This window comes from Mesorhizobium sp. STM 4661 (assembly GCF_000359125.1).
Classification (GTDB): domain Bacteria; phylum Pseudomonadota; class Alphaproteobacteria; order Rhizobiales; family Rhizobiaceae; genus Mesorhizobium.
In genome coordinates, this window is the sequence record NZ_CAAF010000014.1 from 51,858 (window position 1) to 71,411 (window position 19,554).

A 19,554-nucleotide genomic window follows, 5' to 3' on the forward strand; every position below is an offset into this window, starting at 1 on the left:
GACGTTGCGCCAGGCCGAAGCCGGCGGCGCGACCGAAAGGGCGATGAGATGAGCGATAACAATCCATTTGGCGGCCAATTCGGCAGCAATGGCGGTCAGTATGCCACATCGGTGCAGTATGGCGGCACCGAGGCGGCCGGTGCGAAAGCAGCACTTGGCGAGGCGCCGGCCGACGTCATCAAGGACACCACGACCGCCACATTCGCCGCCGACGTCATCCAGGAATCACGCCGTCAGCCGGTGCTGGTCGATTTCTGGGCGCCGTGGTGCGGCCCCTGCAAGGAGTTGACGCCGCTGCTGGAAAAGGTGGTCAAGGCGGCCGGCGGCAAGGTCAAGCTGGTCAAGATGAACATCGACGACCATCCCTCGATCGCCGGCCAGCTCGGCATCCAGTCGATACCGGCGGTCATTGCCTTCAAGGACGGCCAGCCGGTCGACGGGTTCATGGGCGCCATTCCCGAGAGCCAGATCACCCAATTCATCCAGAAGGTCGGCGGCAAGAATGGCGGCGCGCCGCAGGTTGCCGAGGCGCTTGCCGCGGCGGCGGAGGCGCGCGAGGCCGGCGACGCGCAGACCGCCGCGGACATCTACGACGCGATCCTGGAGCAGGCGCCGGAAACGATCGAGGCGATCGCCGGGCTGGCCGATCTTCTGTTCGAGGCCGGCGATACCGACGGCGCGGAAGCCATGCTGGCGCGGGCGCCGGAGGCAAAGAAGGATGCACCGCCGCTCGCCGCGGTACGCGCCAAGATGGCGCTCGCCGCGCAGGCATCGGCGCTTGGCAATCCGGCGGAGTTCGAGCGGCGACTGGCCGACAACCCTGGAGATCACCAGGCACGGTTCGATCTTGCCATGATCCAGAACGCCCGGGGCGAGCGCATGGCGGCAGCCGACAATCTGCTGGCGATCGTCAAGGCCGATCGCACCTGGAACGAGGATGGCGCCAGGAACCAGTTGCTGCAATTCTTCGAGGCCTGGGGAATGACCGACGAGGCGACGCTGTCGGCGCGGCGCAAATTGTCGTCACTGTTGTTTTCCTGAGCCGGCGCTGTTTTTGACCGTTGGCCTTGCGGCCGGCGACGGCTGCGCCAGATTAAGGTGTGTTGAGATTCAGGTCAGGACGAGCCGAAAATGGTGGTTTTCGAGAACCGGAGCGGAGCGGACATTTGGGTCCGTGAGCACCGGAAGCGCGGAAAATCGCCGTTTGCTGGCCGGCATCACCTGAATATCAACACACCTTAGTGCATGATGCCCAAGAGCACGCAGCGGTTTTGGGTCAGTGATATGCACTAAAACAAGGACTTGAAGCGCGCCGATCGGTTCAAGACGCGAAGCGCTTCAGGACAGGTCCGATCGCCTTGCTGCGTTGGGCACAGGCGGATCGCAGGCATGGCGCGCTTCTCGATATGAAGCGATCGGAGGAACGAGGTGCAAGCGGGAAACGCGCATTACCGGCTGGGCACGGATCTGCCGTCGACGATCCCGATCTTTCCGCTCGAAGGCGCGCTGCTGCTGCCGAGAGGCCGCATGCCGCTCAACATCTTCGAGCCGCGCTACCTGCAGATGGTGGACGAGGCGATCGCCGGGTCACGGCTGGTCGGCATGATCCAGCCTAGCCTCGACGGGGCGCTGCGTGCCCATGGCGAGCCGGAGCTCTGCAATGTCGGCTGCGCCGGGCGCATCATTGCGTTTTCCGAGAGTGGCGACGGCCGTTATCTGATTTCGCTGCAGGGCGTGTGCCGGTTCCGCATCGTGCATGAACTCTCCGTCAAGACGCCGTTTCGCCAGTGCCGTTTCGCGCCTTTTCTCACCGACCTGGACGAGGACCAGGCGGAGGCCGGGATCGACCGGCCGGCGCTGCTCAGAGCGTTCCGGGCCTATTTGCAGGCCAATGATCTGGAAGCCGACTGGGAAAGCGTCAGCCGCGCGGAAAACGCCATGCTGGTCAATGCGCTGTCGATGATGGCGCCCTATGGGCCGGCTGAGAAACAGGCGCTGCTCGAAGCGTCGGATCTGAAGACGCGCGCCGAAACGCTGATCGCCATCACCGAAATGGCGCTGGCGCGCGAGAATGAGGATTTCGGTTCGAGTTTGCAGTAAGAAGGAACTGTCCTTCTCCCCTTGTGGGAGAAGGGAGGGCCGCGCTAGACCTGAAGCGATTGGCCTGGAGAAGGACGGACCGAATGGCGGACGGGCGTGACGGCAAGAAGATCGATGTCGATCGCAGGCTGCTGGAATTGCTGGCCTGCCCGCTGACCAAGGGTCCGCTGGCCTGGGATCCGGAACGCGGCGAACTCATCTCGAGGGTGGCAAAACTTGCCTATCCGGTGCGCGACGGCATCCCGGTCATGCTGCCTTCGGAGGCGCGGGCGATCTCGGCCGAGGATGTATTGTCGCCGCCGCGCCTGGGCGGGCCGAGCTGAACGCAGCGCTCCCATCGGCCGGGCGATTCGACGGCTTGCGGCCGCTGGCGTCGGTGCTCTACGGCCGCCCCCCTCTGCCCTGCCGGGCATCTCCCCCTCAAGGGGGGAGATCGGCAGCTTCGCCTGCAGCGCTTCTCCCGCAACGTTGGAGATTGGCGAAAGCCTTAGCGACATCCAATCTCCCCCCTTGAGGGGGAGATGTCCGGCAGGACAGAGGGGGGCGCTGTCCCGCCGACATCTCGCAAGATTGCGCATCGCCGCAGCGCCATGCCCTATTGAAAATTGCGCCCCTTGGGCATGACCCTTTCTGCCTTCCCCGACAGCGTTGCGATCTCCCGCCTGTCGTTCTGCACGACAGGTGCGTCGGACTTCTCCTCCAGCAGCGTTGCCAGCCAGGGCGTCAGATCCTCGATCTTTTCGGCGACGATATGGATGACGTCGGATTCCGACTGCAACTTGCCGGTGACGCGGACGAACCTTGCTCCCATGACAATGGGCCGGTAGCGGGTAAAGGTCCGTTCCCAGAAAATGACGTTGGCGACCGCCTGTTCGTCCTCCAGCGTCAGGAAGATCGCATTGCCCTTGCCCGGGCGCTGACGCACGAGCACGAGGCCCGCGACGGAGACCCGCCTGCCATCGCGCACCGAAGGGAGGCGCGCATTCGGCGTCACTCCGGAGCGGTCCAGCCGTTCACGCAGAAAGGCGACGGGATGCGCCTTCAGCGACAGGCCGAGCGAACGGTAGTCATGGATGACATGCTCGCCGAGCGGCATTTTCGGTAGCTTCGTCTCGGGCTCGAGATCGCGCAGGCGGATATTCTTCTGGTCGAACAGCGGCAGCATCTCGGCGGCGCTCTTGCCATCGAGCGCGCGGACCGCCCACAGCGCCGCGCGCCGGTCAAGGCCGATCGAGCGGAAGGCATCCGCCTGCGCCAGTTTCTCGATCTCGTCGACATCGAGGCCCGAGCGCAGCCAGACATCCCTGACGGTTTCGTAACCTTCGCCGCGCCTCGACACGAATATGTCCATGCGATCCTTGGAAAGCCCCTTGATCTGGCGGAAGCCGAGCCGCACGGCATGATTGGTCCTTATGACGCCGCGCATCCCGGCATGGCGGGCGAGGGTGCGGGCCGGATCGAAGGCCGATTCCTCCAGGGCGCAGTCCCAGCCGGAGAAATTGACGTCGGCCGCGCGGATGTCGACGCCATGGTCGCGGGCATCGCGGACGAGCTGCGCCGGCTGGTAGAAGCCCATCGGCTGCGAATTCAGGATCGCGGCGCAGAACACGTCGGGATAGAAGGTCTTGAACCAGCAGGAGGCATAGACCAGCAGGGCGAAAGAGGCGGCGTGGCTTTCGGGAAAGCCGTATTCGCCAAAACCTTCGATCTGCTTGAAGCAGCGCTCGGCGAAGTCCTTCTCGTAACCCCTGCCGACCATGCCGTCGATCATGCGCTGGCGATAATTGCCGATCGTGCCGGTGCGCTTGAAGGTGGCCATGGCGCGGCGCAATTCATCGGCCTCGCCCGGCCTGAAGCCGCCGGCGACGATGGCGATCTTCATCGCCTGTTCCTGGAACAGGGGGACGCCCAGCGTCTTGCCGAGAATCTTTTCCAATTCCGGCTTGGGATATTCGGGTTTCTCCTTGCCTTGCCGGCGGCGCAGATAGGGATGCACCATGTCGCCCTGGATCGGGCCTGGCCGCACGATCGCCACCTCGATGACGAGGTCATAGAAGGTGCGCGGCTTCAAGCGCGGCAGCATCGACATCTGGGCGCGGGATTCGATCTGGAAGACGCCGAGCGTGTCGGCGCGGCAGATCATGTCGTAGACCCTTTCGTCCCTCTCCGGCAGCGTCGCCAGTCCCAGCGGACGGTCATACTCGTCCCGGACATCGTAGTGATTGTGCAGAAGGGTGAAGGCGCGTTTCAGGCAGGTCAGCATGCCGAGCGCCAGCACATCGACCTTGAGGATCTTCACCGCGTCGAGATCGTCCTTGTCCCACTCGACCATCTTGCGCTCGTCCATCGCCGTCTTGACGATGGGCACGATCTCGTCGAGCCGGTCCCTGGTGATGACGAAGCCGCCGACATGCTGGGAGAGATGCCGGGGAAAGCCCATGATCTCGTTGGCGCGTTCGATCACCTGCCTTGCCAGCGGGTCGGTGCGGTCGATGCCGCCGGCGTGGGCCTCCTTTTCGCCGAGTTCCGAGGTCGACCAGCCCCAGATCGAGCTGGACAATGCGCTGCGGACATCCTCGGACAGGCCCATCGCCTTGGCCACTTCGCGCAGCGCCGAGCGGCCGCGATAGCTGATGACGGCGGCGGCCAGCGCCGTGCGCTTGGCGCTGTATTTCGTATAGATGTACTGGATCACCTCCTCGCGCCGCTCATGCTCGAAGTCGACGTCGATGTCGGGCGGCTCGTTTCTTTCCTCGGAAATGAAACGCTCGAACAGCGTATCGATCCTGTCGGGGCCGACTTCGGTGATGCCGATGCAGAAGCAGACGATCGAATTGGCGGCGGAACCGCGTCCCTGGCAGAGAATGTCCTGGCCGCGGGCGAATTTGACGATGTCATGGACGGTCAGGAAATAGCGCGCGTAGTTCAGGCGCTCGATCAGGCTGAGCTCTTCGCGAATGCGCTGCATTACGGAAGCGGGGACGCCCGCCGGATAGCGCGTGGCGGCCCCCTCCCTGGCCAATCGTTCGAGCTCGGCCTGTGGCCCGAGGCCCGATTCCGTCGGCTCGTCGGGGTAGTTGTACTGGAGGTCGCTGAGCGAGAAGGTCAGCTCGCTGGCGAAACGCAGCGTTTCCGCCAGCGCCTCCGGATGGCGGCGGAACAGGCGGGCCATCTCGACTGGCGGCTTCAGATGACGCTCGGCATTGGCCGCCAGCTCCAGCCCGACCTCGCCGACAGGCATATTGAGGCGGATCGCCGTCAGCACATCCTGCAGCGGGCGCCGCTCGGCGGTGTGATAGAGGATGTCGTTGGTCGCCATCAGCGGCACGCCTGATGCCTCGGCAATCGCCGCCGCCTGCTCGATGCGGTAGCGGTCATTGCCACGATAATCCGGCGCAACGGCAAGCCGTAGGTTCCTGCCGAAGCGATCCCTAAGCTGGCTAATCAATGCGAGACTATCATCCGCGCCTGCCGTCAATTCGGGCAGGACGGCCAGCGACAGCAGATCGCCCCATTCGAGAAGATCGCTTCGCCGCAAAAGGGTCGCGCCTTTCTCGTTTTCGTCGCGCAGATTGGCTTGCGTCAGCATGCGGCAGAGATGACCCCAGCCCTTGCGGTCCCGCGGATAGGCGAGAATATCCGGCGTGCCGTCGCAAAAAACCAGGCGGCAGCCGGGATGGTAAGGCAGCTTCTCCACCTTGGCCTGCTGCCAGGCGCGCACGACGCCGGCAACCGTGTTGCGGTCGGCAAGGCCGATCGAGGAGAAGCCGAGGAACTTGGCCGTGACCACCAGTTCCTCCGGCTTGGAGGCGCCGCGCAGGAACGAAAAATTCGACTGGATGCCGAATTCGGCATAGGGAACGATGGTCGGCGCGTTCATGCGAAAACCCCATGCATGAACCAGCGCGGCGGAACTTGAGAGGCGCCGTAAAGGCCCTGGCGGTAGAGCCAGTAGCGGCGGCCGTCGCTGTCCTCGATGCGGAAATAATCGCGGGTCGGCGCGTCCTCGCCGCCCTGCCCCCGCCACCATTCCGGCGCGATGCGTTCGGGCCCCTCGGCGCGCGCCACACGATACAAGGCCCGCCGCCAACGGAAATTCATCGGCGGTCCCTCAGGCATTTCGGTGGCCGGCACCTCGATCGGCTCGGGCGAGCGGAACAGCCGGATCGGCCGCTCCAGTGGGTAGATCGTGGCCGGTGGGTGGATCGTGGCCGGCGGATAGATTGTCATGAGCGGATTTCTGTCCGGCTTCCTCGGCGGCGAGGTCCTTTGCGGGGCCTCCGAGAAAGGGACAGTGGCGACGGCGCGCTCCGGCAGATGGCTCTCGACAGTAACCGGCCGCAGGACCGCGCCGTCACCGAGGCGGGCGCGGATGCGGTCGGCGAACAGCGCGATATCGGCGTCGCAATCATCCGTCTCGCCGGTGAGATCCGCCTGCTGCATGTCGAAGGCCGCCGCCGACAGCACCGAGAGCCGCACAAGGTCGAAGCCATAGCCGGCATCGATATCCTGTTCGAGCGCGGCCAGCCTTTCGTGGAACAATTTTTGGATCAGCAGCGGCTCGCGCAAGGGACGCGAGGTGCCGACAGCGATGCGGCTGACGGCGCCGTCGACGCGGAAAAGCAGCAGCGCCAGCCGTCTCGCGCCCTCGCCGCGGCGCTCGAGATCGGCCTTCAACGTCGTCGCCAGCAGGCTCACCAGCCGTTCTATATCGTCGGTCAGCATGATTGGTTCGGCGAGATGGCGTTCGACCGAAAGCGGCGCCACCGGCAGGCGCGGCGACACGGCCTCGTCGAGGCGGCCGAGCGCCTGGTCGAGGCGCAACAGCAGCGAGGCGCCGAAGCGGCGGGCAAGCGGCGCGCGGGGTGCTGTCATGACGGCGCCCGCCGTGCGCAGGCCGACGCTTTCCAGGCTGGCGCGTATTTCGGGCTCGATGCGCAGCGCCGCCAGCGGCAAGGGGACCAGAAGCGCCTCCTCCTCGCCGCTCTGGACGATGTGGTCGCCGGCGAACCGCGCCGCCGCCCAGGCCGCGCCCGGCGTGGCGGCAAGGCCGGCGCGGACGTCAAAACCCTGATGGAAAAAGCGCGACAGGATGTCGTCCAGCATCGCGCGTTCGCCGCCGAACAGATGGGTGCAGCCGGTGACGTCGAGGAACAGGCCGTCGATCCCGTCGAGCGCCACCAGCGGGGTGTAGCGGTCGCACCAGTCGGCGAGACCTTCGAGCAGGCGGCGGTCGGCCTCCGGATCGGCCTCGACGACGTCGATCGAGGGATGCATGGCGCGCGCATCGGCAATGCCCATGCCGCGCTTCAGGTGAAGCGCCTCAGCCCGCTCGTCGAGGGCCGATATGCGCTGGGCGTTGCGGTCGCGATGGCTGATCACGAGCGGTGGATGAGATGGCGGCAGGTGATCCGACGGGCGCGAACGCCCGGACCGCCCCAGACGCTGGCGCAGGATCCTTTCGGCGGCGAGATGCGGGAACCACAGGGACAGGATTCTTTGCTCGTTCTTCTCCGGCCCTTCTTTCCTCGAAAACATGTTCATCGGGGTTCCACTCCAGTGTGAATTGTCCAGGCAAGGCGGTGCGGCTCTTGCCGATGCTGACGGTGAAGGCGGCCCGGCCGATCGAGCCGGCGAGCGGCCCGGCGATTGTCTCGCGCGATGCCGACGGCGCCGCCGATACGATGAGGCGGACGGGCGCGGTGGTCGGCTCGGCCTCGCCGGCCTGGCGCAGCAGGAACACCGGCCGGCCGGCATTTTGTGCCCGGGCGTGCAGGCGTCTCGTCGCGGTGAGGTCCAATCGCTGCGGGCTGCCGCGTATTTCAAGGATGACAGCGGCGAGCGCCGGCATGCGGGCGGCCTCCTCGGCGACCCACAGCGCATCGACAAGCCGCGGTGCCTCGGAAAACAGCAATTCTCCGGGTTCAATGCCGAACAGGCCATGAAGCCCCCTGGCATAGGGAAAGCCGGCCTCGCGAAAAATCTCCGATGTGCCGATCCACAGGATGGGCAGGCGCGGCTGCTGCTCTCTGAGGATCAGGCTGGCAAGCGAAAGGGCAAAGCCGGCCACGGCTCCGGCATCGCGGGTTTCAGCGCCATGGATCTCGGTCAGCGCTGCCTTCGGCAGGCCGCCACTGAGCGCGGCATCGAGAGGCGCGGCGCCGGTGCGCAGGAAGGCATCGGGCGGCGCCATGCCGCGCCGGACAATTGTCAGAGTCCGGGAGGTGACACCCGCGTCAGGAGGCAAGCCAGCCGGGGTTGCGCGAGCCGGCGCCTGCAGGCGCTCGGGCAGCGTTCCCTCGATCTTCGCGATCTGGCGGCGCAGGGCAAAAACAGTCTCCCGCGCCACGGCGGTCATCGCCATGACGGTCAGCTTCCACTCACAATTGTTCCTGTTATGTTCTTATAGATTCCAGAGGGGGATCGAAGAGTCAAGCGGAGTCATGTGGAATTTATTCCTGCTCACCAAGACCCAGCCAGGGCAATTGCTTCAGATTTGAACCGTCCAATCATCCTTTCCGGTGTCGGCGCTGCCCCTCATCTGGCTGCCGCCATCTTCTCCCCGTAAACGGGAGAAGGACGCTTTTGTCGATCATCTCGCCAATCACAGGCAGGAAGGGCGCTGGCGTTGCGGTCGGCTTCTTTCTCCCCGTTTACGGGGAGAAATGCCCGGCAGGGCAATGAGGGGCGGTGCCGATATCGACAATTGATCGTCTCCAACACGAGTTGCGCGCGATCTTCTGTCTGAAGCAGTTGCATTGGCTCATTTGCCTCGCCCGGCGCGAAAGCCTATATGCCGGGATCAAAGGACAAAGCATGGCCCGCATCTACAAGACCCGCACCTGGCACGCCGAGCTTTCGCCGTCGATTGAGGAAATGGAGTTCCTGGCGCTGGAGGCCTATGCCCATCTGCCGGAGGATTTCCGCAAGCTGACCGGCGAGATCGTCATCCAGATCGCCGAATTCCCGACCGACGAGATCATGGACGATCTGTCGCTGGAAACGCCGTTCGACCTGCTCGGCCTGTTCGAGGGGCGCGGCATCGCCGAGCGCTGGAACCCGCAGACCGGGGAGGGGCCGAACCGCATCACGCTCTACCGCCGCGCCATCCTCGACTACTGGTCGGAGAACGAGGAGACGCTGGGCGACATCGTCACCCATGTGCTGATCCACGAGATCGGCCACCATTTCGGCCTGTCGGACGACGATATGGAGAAGATCGAAGAGGCGGCGGAGTGACAGGCAAGAGCACGACTGCTCATAACTGACGTCTCATTCCTTCGCGCCCCCCTCTGGCCTGCCGGCCATCTCCCCCTCAAGGGGGGGAGATTGGCAGTTTCGCCGACCGCGCCCACTTCCTTAACGTCGATGATTGGCGAAAGCCGATGCGACATCCAATCTCCCCCCTTGAGGGGGAGATGTCCGGCAGGACAGAGGGGGGCGCTGTCCCGCCAGCATTTCGAAGAGATCTGCGCAGTACGGCTGGCCTACCAATCGCTGAGCTTGGTATTGGGACCGTATTCCTGGCCCTCGACATCCTTCACCACGGCCTGGCCGCAGCGCATGGTCTTGCCCTTCTTGTCATAGGCATAGGTCGGCGAGCCGAACAGGTGCCAGCCCTTGTTTATCGCCGCCGTCACCTTGTGGCAGAAGCTGTTGTCGTCCGGAGCGGACAGAAAGCGGTAGAGTTTCATCTTAATTTCCTGTCGTGAGTGCCCGCTACCCAATCATGCGCTGATGGCGGCGGCCTTCGCCAGCAGTTTTTCGGCCTGGGCGAGATGCAGCCGCTCGACCATTCTTCCATTCAGCGCAATCACGTCCTTCCCGGTATTTTCGGCCAGCGAAAAGGCATCCTTCACCGCGCGCGCCTCGGCCAGCGCTTCGGGCGATGGCGCAAAGGCCCGGTTCGCCGCCTCGATCTGGGCCGGGTGGATCAGTGACTTGCCGTCGAAGCCCATGGCGGCGGCTTCCGCGCATTCGCGCGCAAAGGCATCAGAATCGCGAAAATCGTTGGACACGCCGTCGAGCACATCGAGGCCGCCGGCGCGCGCCGCCAGCACCATCTGCATCAGCCATGGCACGAGATAGCGCCGGTCCGGCGTGGCGAGAATGCCGGTGTCCTTGACCAGATCGTTCGTTCCGGCAACGAAACAACTTAGCCGCGAGGCCGGATCGCGGCCGAGTTCGGCGATGGCGCCGATGTTGAGCAGCGCCTTGGGCGTCTCGATCATCGCCCAGAGTTTCACCTCGTCCGGGGCGAAATTGTCGTCGAGGACGTCGCCGGCTTCGAGGATGTCGCGCGGCGTGTCGACCTTCGGCAGAAGGATGCCGTCGGGCTCGCAGCGTACCGCGGCCATCAGGTCGTCGGCGCCCCATTCGCTGGCGAGCGCATTGACGCGCACGACCATCTCGCAACGCCGGCCGGCGCGGTCGGCGAAAATGCCAGCCAGCTTTTCACGCGCGGCGATCTTGTCGGCCGGAGCAACGGCATTCTCGAGATCGATGATGACGGCGTCGCAGGCCAGCGCCGGCAACTTGGCCAGCGCCTTGCCGTTCGAGGCCGGGACGTAGAGCACCGAGCGGCGCGGGCGATAGATTTGCGTCATGTCCGATCTATGCCGCCTGCGGCGGGCCGAGGCAAGCATGCCGGGAAATCGGGCTTGCGCTCTTGGTTCCTCGCCCCCGCGAAGCGGGGGAGAGGTGGCCCGGCGAAGCCGGGTCGGAGAGGGGGACGACAGTCGCGAAGCCAAATCCGGTGAGGGATGGAGCGCGAGACTGGTCATAATGCGACGTCAGCTCCCAGACGTCCCGAAGGCCCCCTCTCCGTCCCGGCTTCGCCGGGCCACCTCTCCCCACTTCGTGGGGCGAGGAACAACTGCACGAAAACTGCACTCCCTTGCGGAAAATCTCCTCCGGTCCGCCCCGCCGTGTCCTTGCCGGCACGCGAAGGAGGCGAGCATGCAAGATCAAGGAAATCCTCGCTGGTCCCTGCCGTATCGGCTCCGAAACGAAGGCTGGTGGCTTGTCGATCCGCCCGCGGCGCACCCTCTCGCCACCCTCCTCCCTTTCATCCCAACGCCCGCGCCGCGATATCCCGGCCGGGCGATCAGGAAAGTCCGGTCATGACATCGTATCTCACGCCGAGCTATTGCAGCCGCTTCGGCGTCGCCGTCCTGCTGGCCGCACTGGCGGATTTCCTCTTCCACGGCCAGCCGGCCGGCATCAATTTCTTCCTGTTCGCCATCCTGATCGCCGGGGCGATCGTTGCCGTGCATCCTTCCGCTCTCAGCGACATCAGGGTCTGGTTGAAGCCAGCCGCACTGCTGGTCGGATTGCTGCCGCTCATCGAAAATGTCAGCGCCCTGTCCGTCTCGATCGGCCTTGCGGTTCTGGCCGTCTTTGCGCTTTCGCTAACCGGGCGGCTGCGGCATAGCCTTGCCCGCATTGCCGGTCAGCTCCTGGTCTTCGCGCTCGCCGCGCCCTTTCGGTTCGTCCATGACTTCCTCCGCTGGCGCACGGCGATGCGGTGGCTTGGCCAGCGCCGCATCCGCTTTGGGGCGATCGCCGTCTGGATCATGCCGCTGGTGCTCGGCGCGGTGTTCCTCGCGCTGTTCGGCGCCGCCAATCCGGTCATCGAATACTGGTTTTCGCTGGTCCACCTCTTCGCACTGCTCAAGCTCATCCAGCTGCCGCGGCTGATCTTCTGGCTGGTCGTGCTTGCCGGCGTCTGGGCTTTTTTGCGGCCGCGCCTGCCCCGCTTTCTCCGGCGCATTCCGCGTCTGGCGCCGGCCGTAAGCGCCAAGGCACCGCCGTCGAAAAAAACCGCCACCACGATCGAGGACATCGTCTTCGGCAAGGCCGCCATCTTGCGCGCGCTCATCGTCTTCAACATCCTGTTCGCGGTGCAGACCGCGCTCGACGCCGCTTATCTCTGGGGCGGTGTCGCGCTGCCCGATGGCCTGACCTATGCCGCCTATGCGCATCGCGGCGCCTATCCGCTGATCGTCACCGCGCTGCTTGCCGCCGGCTTCGTGCTGGCGGCGCTGAGACCCGGCAGCGCGACATCGGGCGATCCGCTGATCCGGTACCTGGTCTATGCCTGGGTGGCGCAGAACATCGCGCTGGTCGTCTCGTCGATCCTGCGTCTCGACCTCTATATCGGCATCTATGCGCTGACCTACTGGCGGGTCGCCGCCTTCGTCTGGATGGGGCTGGTGACGGCTGGTCTTGCTCTCATCATTGGCCGCATCGCGCTGGAAAAACCCAATGAATGGCTGCTTTCCGCCAATCTTCTGACGCTTTCAGCGACGCTCTATGCCTGCTCGTTCATCAACTTCGCCGCGCTGATCGCCAACTACAATGTCGACCATTCCCTCGAAATGACCGGCCAGGGCATCAAGCTCGATTTCGCATATCTGCATTCGCTGGGTCCGGGCGCCTTGCCGGCTCTCGATCGCTTTATCGAGCAACAGAGCAAGACGATTGCCGTCGGCGAGCCCACTTACCGCGCACTCCTTGCCGTGCATAAATCGGACAAAGCCCGCTACCGCACTGCTCAGGAAAACTGGCGCGCCTGGAGCTTTCGCGACTGGCGGCTTCTTCGCTATCTCGACAGGCAAGGTCCGTTCGTGGTTCCTGACGGTTTCGAACCCTTCGTGCCGGGTCGCTGACAAATGCCGCATCACATCCTCGTCGCCGACGACGACCCGCATATCCGCGAGATCATCTGCTTTGCGCTGGAAAAGGCAGGGATGAAGACGCTTGCCGTCGCCGACGGCGCGGCCGCCTTGCAAGCGATCGAGCGCCGCGCGCCCGATCTCGTCGTGCTCGACATCGGCATGCCTGAGATGGACGGGCTGGAGGTGTGCCGGCGGCTCAGGCAGCGATCCGACGTGCCGGTGCTGTTCCTGTCCGCGCGCGACGAGGAGATCGACCGGGTGCTCGGGCTGGAAATGGGCGGCGACGACTATGTCACCAAGCCGTTCAGCCCGCGCGAACTGGTCGCCCGCGTCAACGTCATCCTGCGGCGCGCCCGCCCGGCGCCGGTCGAGATCGACGACCGGCATCTCTCGCATGGCAGGCTCACCCTGGCGCCGGCCAGCCACGCCGCCAGCTTCGACGGCAAGACGCTGGCGCTGACCGCAATCGAATTCTCGATCCTGAAAGGCTTCCTCGCCCGCCCGGCGCATGTGCTCGACCGCGAGACGGTGATGGCCAGCGCCTATGCCGCCAATATCCATGTCGCCGGCCGCACCGTCGACAGCCATATCCGCAACATCCGCGCCAAGCTGGCGGCGGCCGGCTGCGAGGATGCGATCGAGACCGTGCACGGCGTCGGTTTCCGGCTCGGCAAATGCGGCGCTTGAGCGCGCAAAAATGGATCGGCGGCAAATGGCGGCCTCGGCTGGCCACGATCGTCGTTGCCATCCTGATCATGGTGATGGCGCTGCCGCTGGTCGGCCTGTTCTTCTTCAGGCTTTATGAGAACCAGCTGATCCGCCAGACCGAGGCCGAGCTGATCGCGCAAGGCGCGGTGCTCGCCGCGATCTATGCGCAGAATGCGCGCGAGGCCGGCATTCCGGCCGAGAAACTCGGCGCGCTGATGCCGCCCCAGGAAAGCGACACTGCGAGCCGGAGCGACAATCCCGACTACCGGCCGATCGAGCCGAGCCTCGATCTCGCCTCCGACTATGTCTTGCCGACCCGACCGGCGGCCGTTACCGCCAGTCTCGACCCAGTCTTTGCGGCGATCGGCATTCGCCTGTCCGGCATTCTCGAAGAGACGCAGAAAACCACGCTGGCCGGCTTCCGGCTGCTCGATCCCAGAGGCGTCGTCATTGCAGGGCGCGAGGAGGTCGGGCAGTCGCTCGCCGACGTCGAGGAGGTGCGCGCAGCACTTTCCGGCCGCTATGCCAGTGAACTCAGGCTGCGGATTCCCGACCAGCCGGCGCCGCCGCTCTATTCGGTCAGCCGCGGCACGAAAGTGCGCGTCTTCGTCGCCCTGCCGGTCGCCGTCGACGGCAAGGTCGCCGGCGTCGTCTATTTGTCGCGGACGCCGAACAACATCGTCAAGCATCTCTATGGCGAGCGCGGCAAGGTGACGCTCGCGGCCATCGCCATCCTCGGCGGCACGCTGCTCATCGCCTTTGTCTTCCTGCGCACCGTCAGCCGGCCGATCTACGCGCTGATGGAGCGGACAAAGCGCATTGCCGCCGGCGACCGTACGGCGATCAGGCCGCTCGACCATCACGGCACGCGCGAGATGGCCGAGCTTTCCGCCGCTTTCCTCGACATGGCCGAAAAGCTGCATGCGCGCTCCGACAGCATCCAGACCTTTGCCACCCATGTCTCGCACGAACTCAAATCACCGCTGACGGCGATCCAGGGCGCGGCGGAGCTGCTGCGCGATTCGGGCGCCGCCATGGACGAGGCCGAGCGGCAGCGGTTTTCGAACAATATCGTCACCGATGCCGGGCGGCTCAATCTGCTGGTGCGTCGCCTGCTCGACCTGGCGCGCGCCGAAAACCTCGCCCCCAGTGGCGAAACCACATCGATTGGCGCAGCACTGGCGCTGCTGCCCGTGGACAACAGACTGGCGGTCCAGATCGAGGCGGGCGGCGATATCGGCCTGCGCATCTCGGGCGAGAACGCGGCAATCGTGCTTGCCAATCTGATCGACAATTCGGCCAGGCACGGCGCGGCCGCGGTTTCGCTCACGGCAAGCAGCGCGGACGGCAAGGCGACGATATTGGCGAGCGATGACGGCGCCGGCATTTCACCGAGCAATCGGGACCGCATCTTCGAGCCATTCTTCACCACGCGCCGCGATTCAGGCGGCACCGGCATGGGACTGGGCATCGTGCTGGCCCTCCTGAAAGCGCATGATGGCACGATCCGGCTGGTTGACTCCGCGCCCGGCACGCGCTTCGAGATCACTTTGCCGGTTGTATGAATTGGAGCCTGATTCCGAAAACCGGCTTTCGGGATCATGCGCTAGAGCTGGAGAGGCGAAAGAGTGCGCTACGACATCGTCATCATCGGCGGAGCCATCGTCGGCTCCTCGGTCGCCTATTATCTGCGCGAGGAAGGGTTTTCGGGTAGGATCGCGCTGGTCGAGCGCGATCCGCAATTCGCCCATGCGGCGACGACGCTGTCCTGCGCTTCCATCCGCCAGCAATTCTCGATCCCCGAAAACATCCGCCTGTCGCGGTTCACGCTAAAACTGTTCCGGCGGCTGACGGAGGTTTTTGGCGCGGACGCCGATATCGGCTTTCGCGAAGGCGGCTATCTCATCCTGGCCGGCGAGAACGGCCTGCCGGTCCTCAAGTCCAATCACGAGGCGCAGATGGCCGAGGGCGCCGACATCGTGCTGGAAGATGCCGACCAGCTTACGCGCCGCTTCCCGTGGCTGTCGACTGAGGGCATCACCGCCGGCGCCTATGGCCGCAGCGGCGAGGGCTGGTTCGACGCGCATGCGATGCTGATGCTGTTCCGCAAGGCGCTGCGCGAGAAAAAGATCGATTTCATCACGGCCGATGTCACCGGCATCGAGCGGCAAGGCGATCGCGTCACCAGCGTCAGCCTCGACAATGGCGAGCGGCTCGAAGCCGGCATCGTCGTCAACGCCGCCGGGCCGAATGCCGGCAAGGTTGCAGGCATGGCCGGACTGGCGCTGCCGGTCGAGCCGCGCAAGCGCAATGTCTTCGTCTTCGAGGCGCGCGAAAAATATGCCGACATGCCGCTGCTGGTCGATCCCAGCGGCATCTATGTCCGGCCGGAAGGCTCGGTCTACATCACCGGCGGCGCCGAGCCGGAAGAGGGCGACGGCCCCGCCGATCCCCAGGATTTCGAGCCGGACTGGCCGCTGTTCGAAGAGGTGATCTGGCCGGTGCTGGCGACCCGCATTCCGGCCTTCGAAGCGATCAAGCCGACGCGGGCATGGGCCGGGCACTACGACTACAACACGCTCGACCAGAACGCGGTGATCGGGCCACACCCTGAGGTGACGAATTTCATCTTCGCCAACGGGTTTTCCGGCCACGGCCTGCAGCAGGCGCCGGCGGTCGGCAAGGCGCTGGCGGAGCTGATCGTGCATGGCGGCTACCGCACGGTCGACTGCTCGGCGTTCGGGTATGAGCGAGTGGCGGAAGGGCGGGCGTTTCGGGAGTTGAATGTGATTTGAGGCTGGCGGACCGTGCAGAATAAGCCGTCTGTCGAGTTCCCGCCCACCCCCCTCTGTCCTGCCGGACATCTCCCCCGCAAGGGGGGAGATCGGCAGCTTGACTGGCGACTCCAACCTTCCAACGCTGGTGATTGGCGAAAGCCGGGATGACAGCCAATCTCCCTCCTTGCGGGGGAGATGGCCGGCAGGCCAGAGGGGGGTGCTGTCCCTCCGACATTTCCTTGATTTCTGCCACACGATGCACCGCCGTCTAAGTCGCAACCCGCACCACGAGGCGGTCAAGTCGAAGCGCGTATCGGCCGCGTCGCGCAATGGACCAGGTGCCGTGCATGAACAGTTGCCTTTTATTTGCCCGCGGCTTTGTGTAAACCGGGCGGCAGCAAAATCCCCGCAACGAAACACGGGCAAAACCATGGAAAAATTCACCAAGCTCACCGGCGTCGCGGCACCCATGCCGATCGTCAATGTCGATACCGACATGATCATCCCCAAGGATTATCTCAAGACGATCAAGCGCACCGGGCTCGGCACCGGCCTGTTCGCCGAAATGCGCTACAAGGACGACGGCTCGGAAAATCCGGACTTCGTGCTCAACAAGCCGGCCTACCGCAAGGCGCAGATCCTGGTCGCCGGCGACAATTTCGGCTGCGGCTCGAGCCGCGAGCACGCGCCGTGGGCGCTGCTCGACTTCGGCATCCGCTGCGTCATCTCGACCTCGTTCGCCGACATTTTCTACAACAACTGCTTCAAGAACGGCATTTTGCCGATCACTGTCAGCCCCGAGGATCTGGAAAAGCTGATGGACGACGCTTCGCGCGGCTCCAACGCGACGCTGTCGATCGATCTCGAAGCCAAGGAAATCCGCGGTCCCGATGGCGGCGTGGTCAAATTCGACCTTGACGACTTCAAGCGGCACTGCCTGCTCAACGGCCTCGACGACATCGGCCTGACCATGGAGAAGGCCGGCGCCATCGCCTCGTTCGAGAAGAAGAACGCCGCTGAGCGCCCCTGGGCCTGAGCGATCTGGACGGATAGCCCGGCCGTTGCAGGCCGGGTTCGTGGCGGAGGGACAGTCATGACACGTTCGCTTCTTGCCGGCGCCTGCGCGCTGGCGTGGATGCTGATGCCGGTGGCTGGCGCGCATGCACAGACCGACATGGTGCTCGTGCCGGCTGACGATCCGTCCGGCGGGGCCGCCGATCAGGGCGCGTCGAGCAATGCGGCCCTAGCCGACGATGACAGCCGGGGGCCGATCCCGTTCGAGGGTGGGCAGCTGACCATCACCCAGCAGGAGCAGTATGGCGAGAAGGTGCTGGCCTATGACGGCAAGCAGCTGGCGAGCAATTACGACGTGTTCTTCGACAGAATAGTCAAGATCGGCGGCGTCGATGTAGCGCTGGTCGATGTCGGCGACGGCGGCAACCAGTGCGGGCCGGCCAAGGTGATCGTGTGGAAGCCGGAAGGCGGCACGATCCAGACCACGACGGTCGAGCAGGACGAATGCGGCGCGCCGCCCGCGGCGGTGTCCGACAACGCCATCTATTTCGTGCCTTATCTCCTGCCGGGGGATTCGAAGCCAGCGCTGCAATGGTCGCCGACGGACGGGCTGACGATATCAGGCAATCTGACCTACATGCCGGAACCCGGCACGGACTGGAAGGACATCGACCCGGCGAAATACGACAACATCATCGACGCCTTCCACAATGAGGCCGTCTACAGGGAGGCCGAGAAACTGCTCGGCAAGGAGATGCCTGACATGGCGACCAGCCTGCTGGTCGGCGGCGGCACGGAGAAGACGGCGTCGGGCGCCTTCTACGCCAGCGGCTGCGTGCCGCATGATTGCGGCGGCAATGACGGTTTCATGGCGGTCGATCCGGCCAAGCACACGCTCTATTTCGCCCGCCGCGGCGACAAACCCGAGGCGGATACGTGGCCGGCGGTGAAGACATGGCCGGCCGACGTGAAGGCGGCGTTGGACAAGGCGCTGGGGTCGGCGAACTAGAATCTGGACTGCCTACGCTCGATCGCTCCCTCTGGGCGACGCCCGTCCGGCCCTACTGCTTCCCCTGGATGGTCAGCGAGAAGGCTGGCGGCGTGGATTTAGGCGGTGGCGGATTTGCCGCCCATGCGAAGACGCCGAAGCCGAGGATCGCCAAAATCGTCCCAAAAACCAGCCCACATTGAAGCGATGCGAAGCGATTTCGGACGACGTTGAAACCGGCGTCCGCGTTGAATACAGGAAAGTCAGCGGTGGCCTTGTCGACCAAGTCCATATCGGTGGCGTCAGTGCCGCCCAGCTTCAATCGCCCGTGTGCCTCGTCAACGGCTTTCACATAACCCTCGAACGAGTTTACGCCCGCCGGAAATTCGGCTTGATAGCGTGTAATCAGACGATCCCGCACCCTGGTGAATTCAGGCTCCGTGGCCACAGCGAACTCGCGAACCGTCCTGGTCTCGACAACAAGCACTCGGAATGCCGGACCCAGTATGGCAGCAAGACCGATGAACCCCACAACAAGACCGCCAAGGGCAAACAGCAGCCTCTGCTGGTCTGCCGTTGGATCAAGCGCTCCAAGCGATGTCAGGGAACTTCCCGCAAAGACGGCCGCCGCGGTCGCCACCACCCCGCCTACGAGCCATTTGGCGGTATCCCTCAGCGACTGTGTCGCGGCCGCCATCGCTGCCACGACTGGCGAGGCCGGTTCGCTCATTTTTCCAGCGGCCCCGGTTCTCCGAAGTCGATCGCGAGCGGAAGATCGCTCGTAGCCTGCTCGATTTGCTGCCCCCACCGGCTAATCTCGTGAAGGTCAACCTCCTGGGCTCTGAACAGGATGATGCTCGGATCGGGCCTGCCTGGATCGGCCTTCATGCTGCCGATATCATTGAGGAGTTGCTCGACATCGAGTTTGCCGTCTGCCTTTTTGAGCACGGTGACATAGGTGCCTACTATGTCACTAGGATTTGCAGGCACGCTGCGAGGTTTTATCGGTATGCCGGCAACGTCTCCTCCAGCAGGCTGATAGCCGGGAACCTGAATTTCGAGCATCTCGCCATTGCATGAAACCCGGATGATGCCATCCTTGTCCGGAATGCCGATCACGCGCGTCACCATGGCGATCTCCAAATAGTGAGATGGCAAGAGTGCCACAACTCATGCGCGATTGACAGCGGGTGCTGGAAGCCGAGGATGCACGTCCAGGACAACAGTCAGCTCGGCTTGGCCCATGGCCGAGTGGGCGCTTTTCCTGCAGGATGGCGGCACGATTTGC

General features: G+C 64.6%; 17 protein-coding genes. 10 read left to right on the forward strand and 7 right to left on the reverse strand.

Going from position 1 to position 19,554, the window contains the following annotated elements; genetic code table 11:
- Positions 1 to 48 precede the first annotated feature (48 nt).
- From trxA to MESS4_RS04025, 3 genes are all read left to right on the forward strand, one after another.
- Positions 49 to 1,041: a thioredoxin gene (trxA, locus tag MESS4_RS04015; RefSeq protein WP_006326884.1), complete on the forward strand. Its 993-nt coding sequence runs from the start codon at positions 49 to 51 to the stop codon at positions 1,039 to 1,041.
- Between the two features lie 387 nt (positions 1,042 to 1,428).
- Positions 1,429 to 2,100 (forward strand): LON peptidase substrate-binding domain-containing protein, encoded by a 672-nt coding sequence (locus tag MESS4_RS04020; RefSeq protein WP_006326887.1) that lies wholly within the window; start codon positions 1,429 to 1,431, stop codon positions 2,098 to 2,100.
- Positions 2,101 to 2,183: 83 nt separating this feature from the next.
- Entirely contained in the window at positions 2,184 to 2,423 is a 240-nt protein-coding gene (locus MESS4_RS04025; protein ID WP_006326889.1) for a Trm112 family protein, read from the forward strand.
- 272 nt (positions 2,424 to 2,695) lie between these two features.
- Here MESS4_RS04025 and MESS4_RS04030 read toward each other — a convergent pair whose 3' ends face one another.
- Genes MESS4_RS04030 through MESS4_RS34300 form a run of 3 tightly spaced genes read right to left on the reverse strand, consistent with a single transcriptional unit; the run spans position 2,696 to position 8,464 of the window.
- Complete coding sequence (locus MESS4_RS04030) at positions 2,696 to 5,980, reverse strand: error-prone DNA polymerase (protein ID WP_006326891.1); 3,285 nt, start codon at positions 5,978 to 5,980, stop codon at positions 2,696 to 2,698.
- Positions 5,977 to 7,482, reverse strand: coding sequence for a DUF6504 family protein (locus tag MESS4_RS04035; protein ID WP_036240658.1), 1,506 nt, complete (start codon positions 7,480 to 7,482; stop codon positions 5,977 to 5,979). Before MESS4_RS04035 ends, MESS4_RS04030 begins: the two co-directional genes overlap by 4 nt.
- Entirely contained in the window at positions 7,424 to 8,464 is a 1,041-nt protein-coding gene (locus MESS4_RS34300) for a hypothetical protein (protein ID WP_006326893.1), read from the reverse strand. Before MESS4_RS34300 ends, MESS4_RS04035 begins: the two co-directional genes overlap by 59 nt.
- A gap of 452 nt (positions 8,465 to 8,916) precedes the next feature.
- Here MESS4_RS34300 and MESS4_RS04045 point away from each other — a divergent pair, with 452 nt between their 5' ends.
- Positions 8,917 to 9,339 (forward strand): metallopeptidase family protein, encoded by a 423-nt coding sequence (locus tag MESS4_RS04045; RefSeq protein WP_006326894.1) that lies wholly within the window; start codon positions 8,917 to 8,919, stop codon positions 9,337 to 9,339.
- A gap of 248 nt (positions 9,340 to 9,587) precedes the next feature.
- On the opposite strand, the gene MESS4_RS04050 is transcribed toward MESS4_RS04045, so the two are convergent.
- Both MESS4_RS04050 and MESS4_RS04055 read right to left on the reverse strand, forming a co-directional pair.
- On the reverse strand, positions 9,588 to 9,794 hold the full coding sequence (locus MESS4_RS04050) for a DUF1737 domain-containing protein (RefSeq protein WP_006326895.1): 207 nt from the start codon (positions 9,792 to 9,794) through the stop codon (positions 9,588 to 9,590).
- Between the two features lie 33 nt (positions 9,795 to 9,827).
- The gene (locus MESS4_RS04055) at positions 9,828 to 10,706 is read right to left on the reverse strand and encodes a CoA ester lyase (RefSeq protein ID WP_006326896.1); all 879 of its coding nucleotides are present in this window, start codon (positions 10,704 to 10,706) and stop codon (positions 9,828 to 9,830) included.
- Positions 10,707 to 11,222: 516 nt separating this feature from the next.
- Here MESS4_RS04055 and MESS4_RS04060 point away from each other — a divergent pair.
- From MESS4_RS04060 to MESS4_RS04085, 6 genes are all read left to right on the forward strand, one after another.
- Positions 11,223 to 12,770: a DUF4173 domain-containing protein gene (locus MESS4_RS04060; protein WP_006326898.1), complete on the forward strand. Its 1,548-nt coding sequence runs from the start codon at positions 11,223 to 11,225 to the stop codon at positions 12,768 to 12,770.
- Between the two features lie 3 nt (positions 12,771 to 12,773).
- Entirely contained in the window at positions 12,774 to 13,466 is a 693-nt protein-coding gene (locus MESS4_RS04065) for a response regulator transcription factor (RefSeq protein WP_006326899.1), read from the forward strand.
- Positions 13,454 to 15,052: an ATP-binding protein gene (locus MESS4_RS04070; protein ID WP_036240659.1), complete on the forward strand. Its 1,599-nt coding sequence runs from the start codon at positions 13,454 to 13,456 to the stop codon at positions 15,050 to 15,052. Before MESS4_RS04065 ends, MESS4_RS04070 begins: the two co-directional genes overlap by 13 nt.
- Positions 15,053 to 15,115: 63 nt before the next feature.
- Positions 15,116 to 16,282: an FAD-binding oxidoreductase gene (locus tag MESS4_RS04075; RefSeq protein ID WP_006326901.1), complete on the forward strand. Its 1,167-nt coding sequence runs from the start codon at positions 15,116 to 15,118 to the stop codon at positions 16,280 to 16,282.
- Positions 16,283 to 16,694: 412 nt separating this feature from the next.
- Positions 16,695 to 17,300: a 3-isopropylmalate dehydratase small subunit gene (leuD, locus tag MESS4_RS04080; protein ID WP_006326902.1), complete on the forward strand. Its 606-nt coding sequence runs from the start codon at positions 16,695 to 16,697 to the stop codon at positions 17,298 to 17,300.
- 57 nt (positions 17,301 to 17,357) lie between these two features.
- Positions 17,358 to 18,287, forward strand: a complete 930-nt coding sequence (locus MESS4_RS04085; protein WP_006326903.1) for a hypothetical protein — start codon at positions 17,358 to 17,360, stop codon at positions 18,285 to 18,287.
- A 52-nt stretch (positions 18,288 to 18,339) separates the two neighbouring features.
- Here MESS4_RS04085 and MESS4_RS04090 read toward each other — a convergent pair whose 3' ends face one another.
- On the reverse strand, positions 18,340 to 18,996 hold the full coding sequence (locus MESS4_RS04090; protein ID WP_006326904.1) for a hypothetical protein: 657 nt from the start codon (positions 18,994 to 18,996) through the stop codon (positions 18,340 to 18,342).
- Positions 18,993 to 19,397, reverse strand: a complete 405-nt coding sequence (locus tag MESS4_RS04095) for a hypothetical protein (RefSeq protein ID WP_006326906.1) — start codon at positions 19,395 to 19,397, stop codon at positions 18,993 to 18,995. The genes MESS4_RS04090 and MESS4_RS04095 overlap by 4 nt, the downstream gene beginning before the upstream one ends.
- Positions 19,398 to 19,554: the final 157 nt, after the last annotated feature.

Excerpts from the sequence above, each read along its gene's own strand:
- MESS4_RS04095 (WP_006326906.1), bottom strand. The coding sequence starts at position 19,397 with ATGGTGACGCGCGTGATCGGCATTCCGGACAAGGATGGCATCATCCGG.
- MESS4_RS04055 (WP_006326896.1), bottom strand. The coding sequence starts at position 10,706 with ATGACGCAAATCTATCGCCCGCGCCGCTCGGTGCTCTACGTCCCGGCC.
- MESS4_RS04065 (WP_006326899.1), top strand. The coding sequence starts at position 12,774 with ATGCCGCATCACATCCTCGTCGCCGACGACGACCCGCATATCCGCGAG.
- MESS4_RS04090 (WP_006326904.1), bottom strand. The coding sequence starts at position 18,996 with ATGAGCGAACCGGCCTCGCCAGTCGTGGCAGCGATGGCGGCCGCGACA.
- MESS4_RS04085 (WP_006326903.1), top strand. The coding sequence starts at position 17,358 with ATGACACGTTCGCTTCTTGCCGGCGCCTGCGCGCTGGCGTGGATGCTG.
- leuD (WP_006326902.1), top strand. The coding sequence starts at position 16,695 with ATGGAAAAATTCACCAAGCTCACCGGCGTCGCGGCACCCATGCCGATC.
- MESS4_RS04070 (WP_036240659.1), top strand. The coding sequence starts at position 13,454 with ATGCGGCGCTTGAGCGCGCAAAAATGGATCGGCGGCAAATGGCGGCCT.
- MESS4_RS04030 (WP_006326891.1), bottom strand. The coding sequence starts at position 5,980 with ATGAACGCGCCGACCATCGTTCCCTATGCCGAATTCGGCATCCAGTCG.
- MESS4_RS04025 (WP_006326889.1), top strand. The coding sequence starts at position 2,184 with ATGGCGGACGGGCGTGACGGCAAGAAGATCGATGTCGATCGCAGGCTG.
- trxA (WP_006326884.1), top strand. The coding sequence starts at position 49 with ATGAGCGATAACAATCCATTTGGCGGCCAATTCGGCAGCAATGGCGGT.
- MESS4_RS04045 (WP_006326894.1), top strand. The coding sequence starts at position 8,917 with ATGGCCCGCATCTACAAGACCCGCACCTGGCACGCCGAGCTTTCGCCG.
- MESS4_RS04050 (WP_006326895.1), bottom strand. The coding sequence starts at position 9,794 with ATGAAACTCTACCGCTTTCTGTCCGCTCCGGACGACAACAGCTTCTGC.
- MESS4_RS34300 (WP_006326893.1), bottom strand. The coding sequence starts at position 8,464 with ATGGCGATGACCGCCGTGGCGCGGGAGACTGTTTTTGCCCTGCGCCGC.
- MESS4_RS04060 (WP_006326898.1), top strand. The coding sequence starts at position 11,223 with ATGACATCGTATCTCACGCCGAGCTATTGCAGCCGCTTCGGCGTCGCC.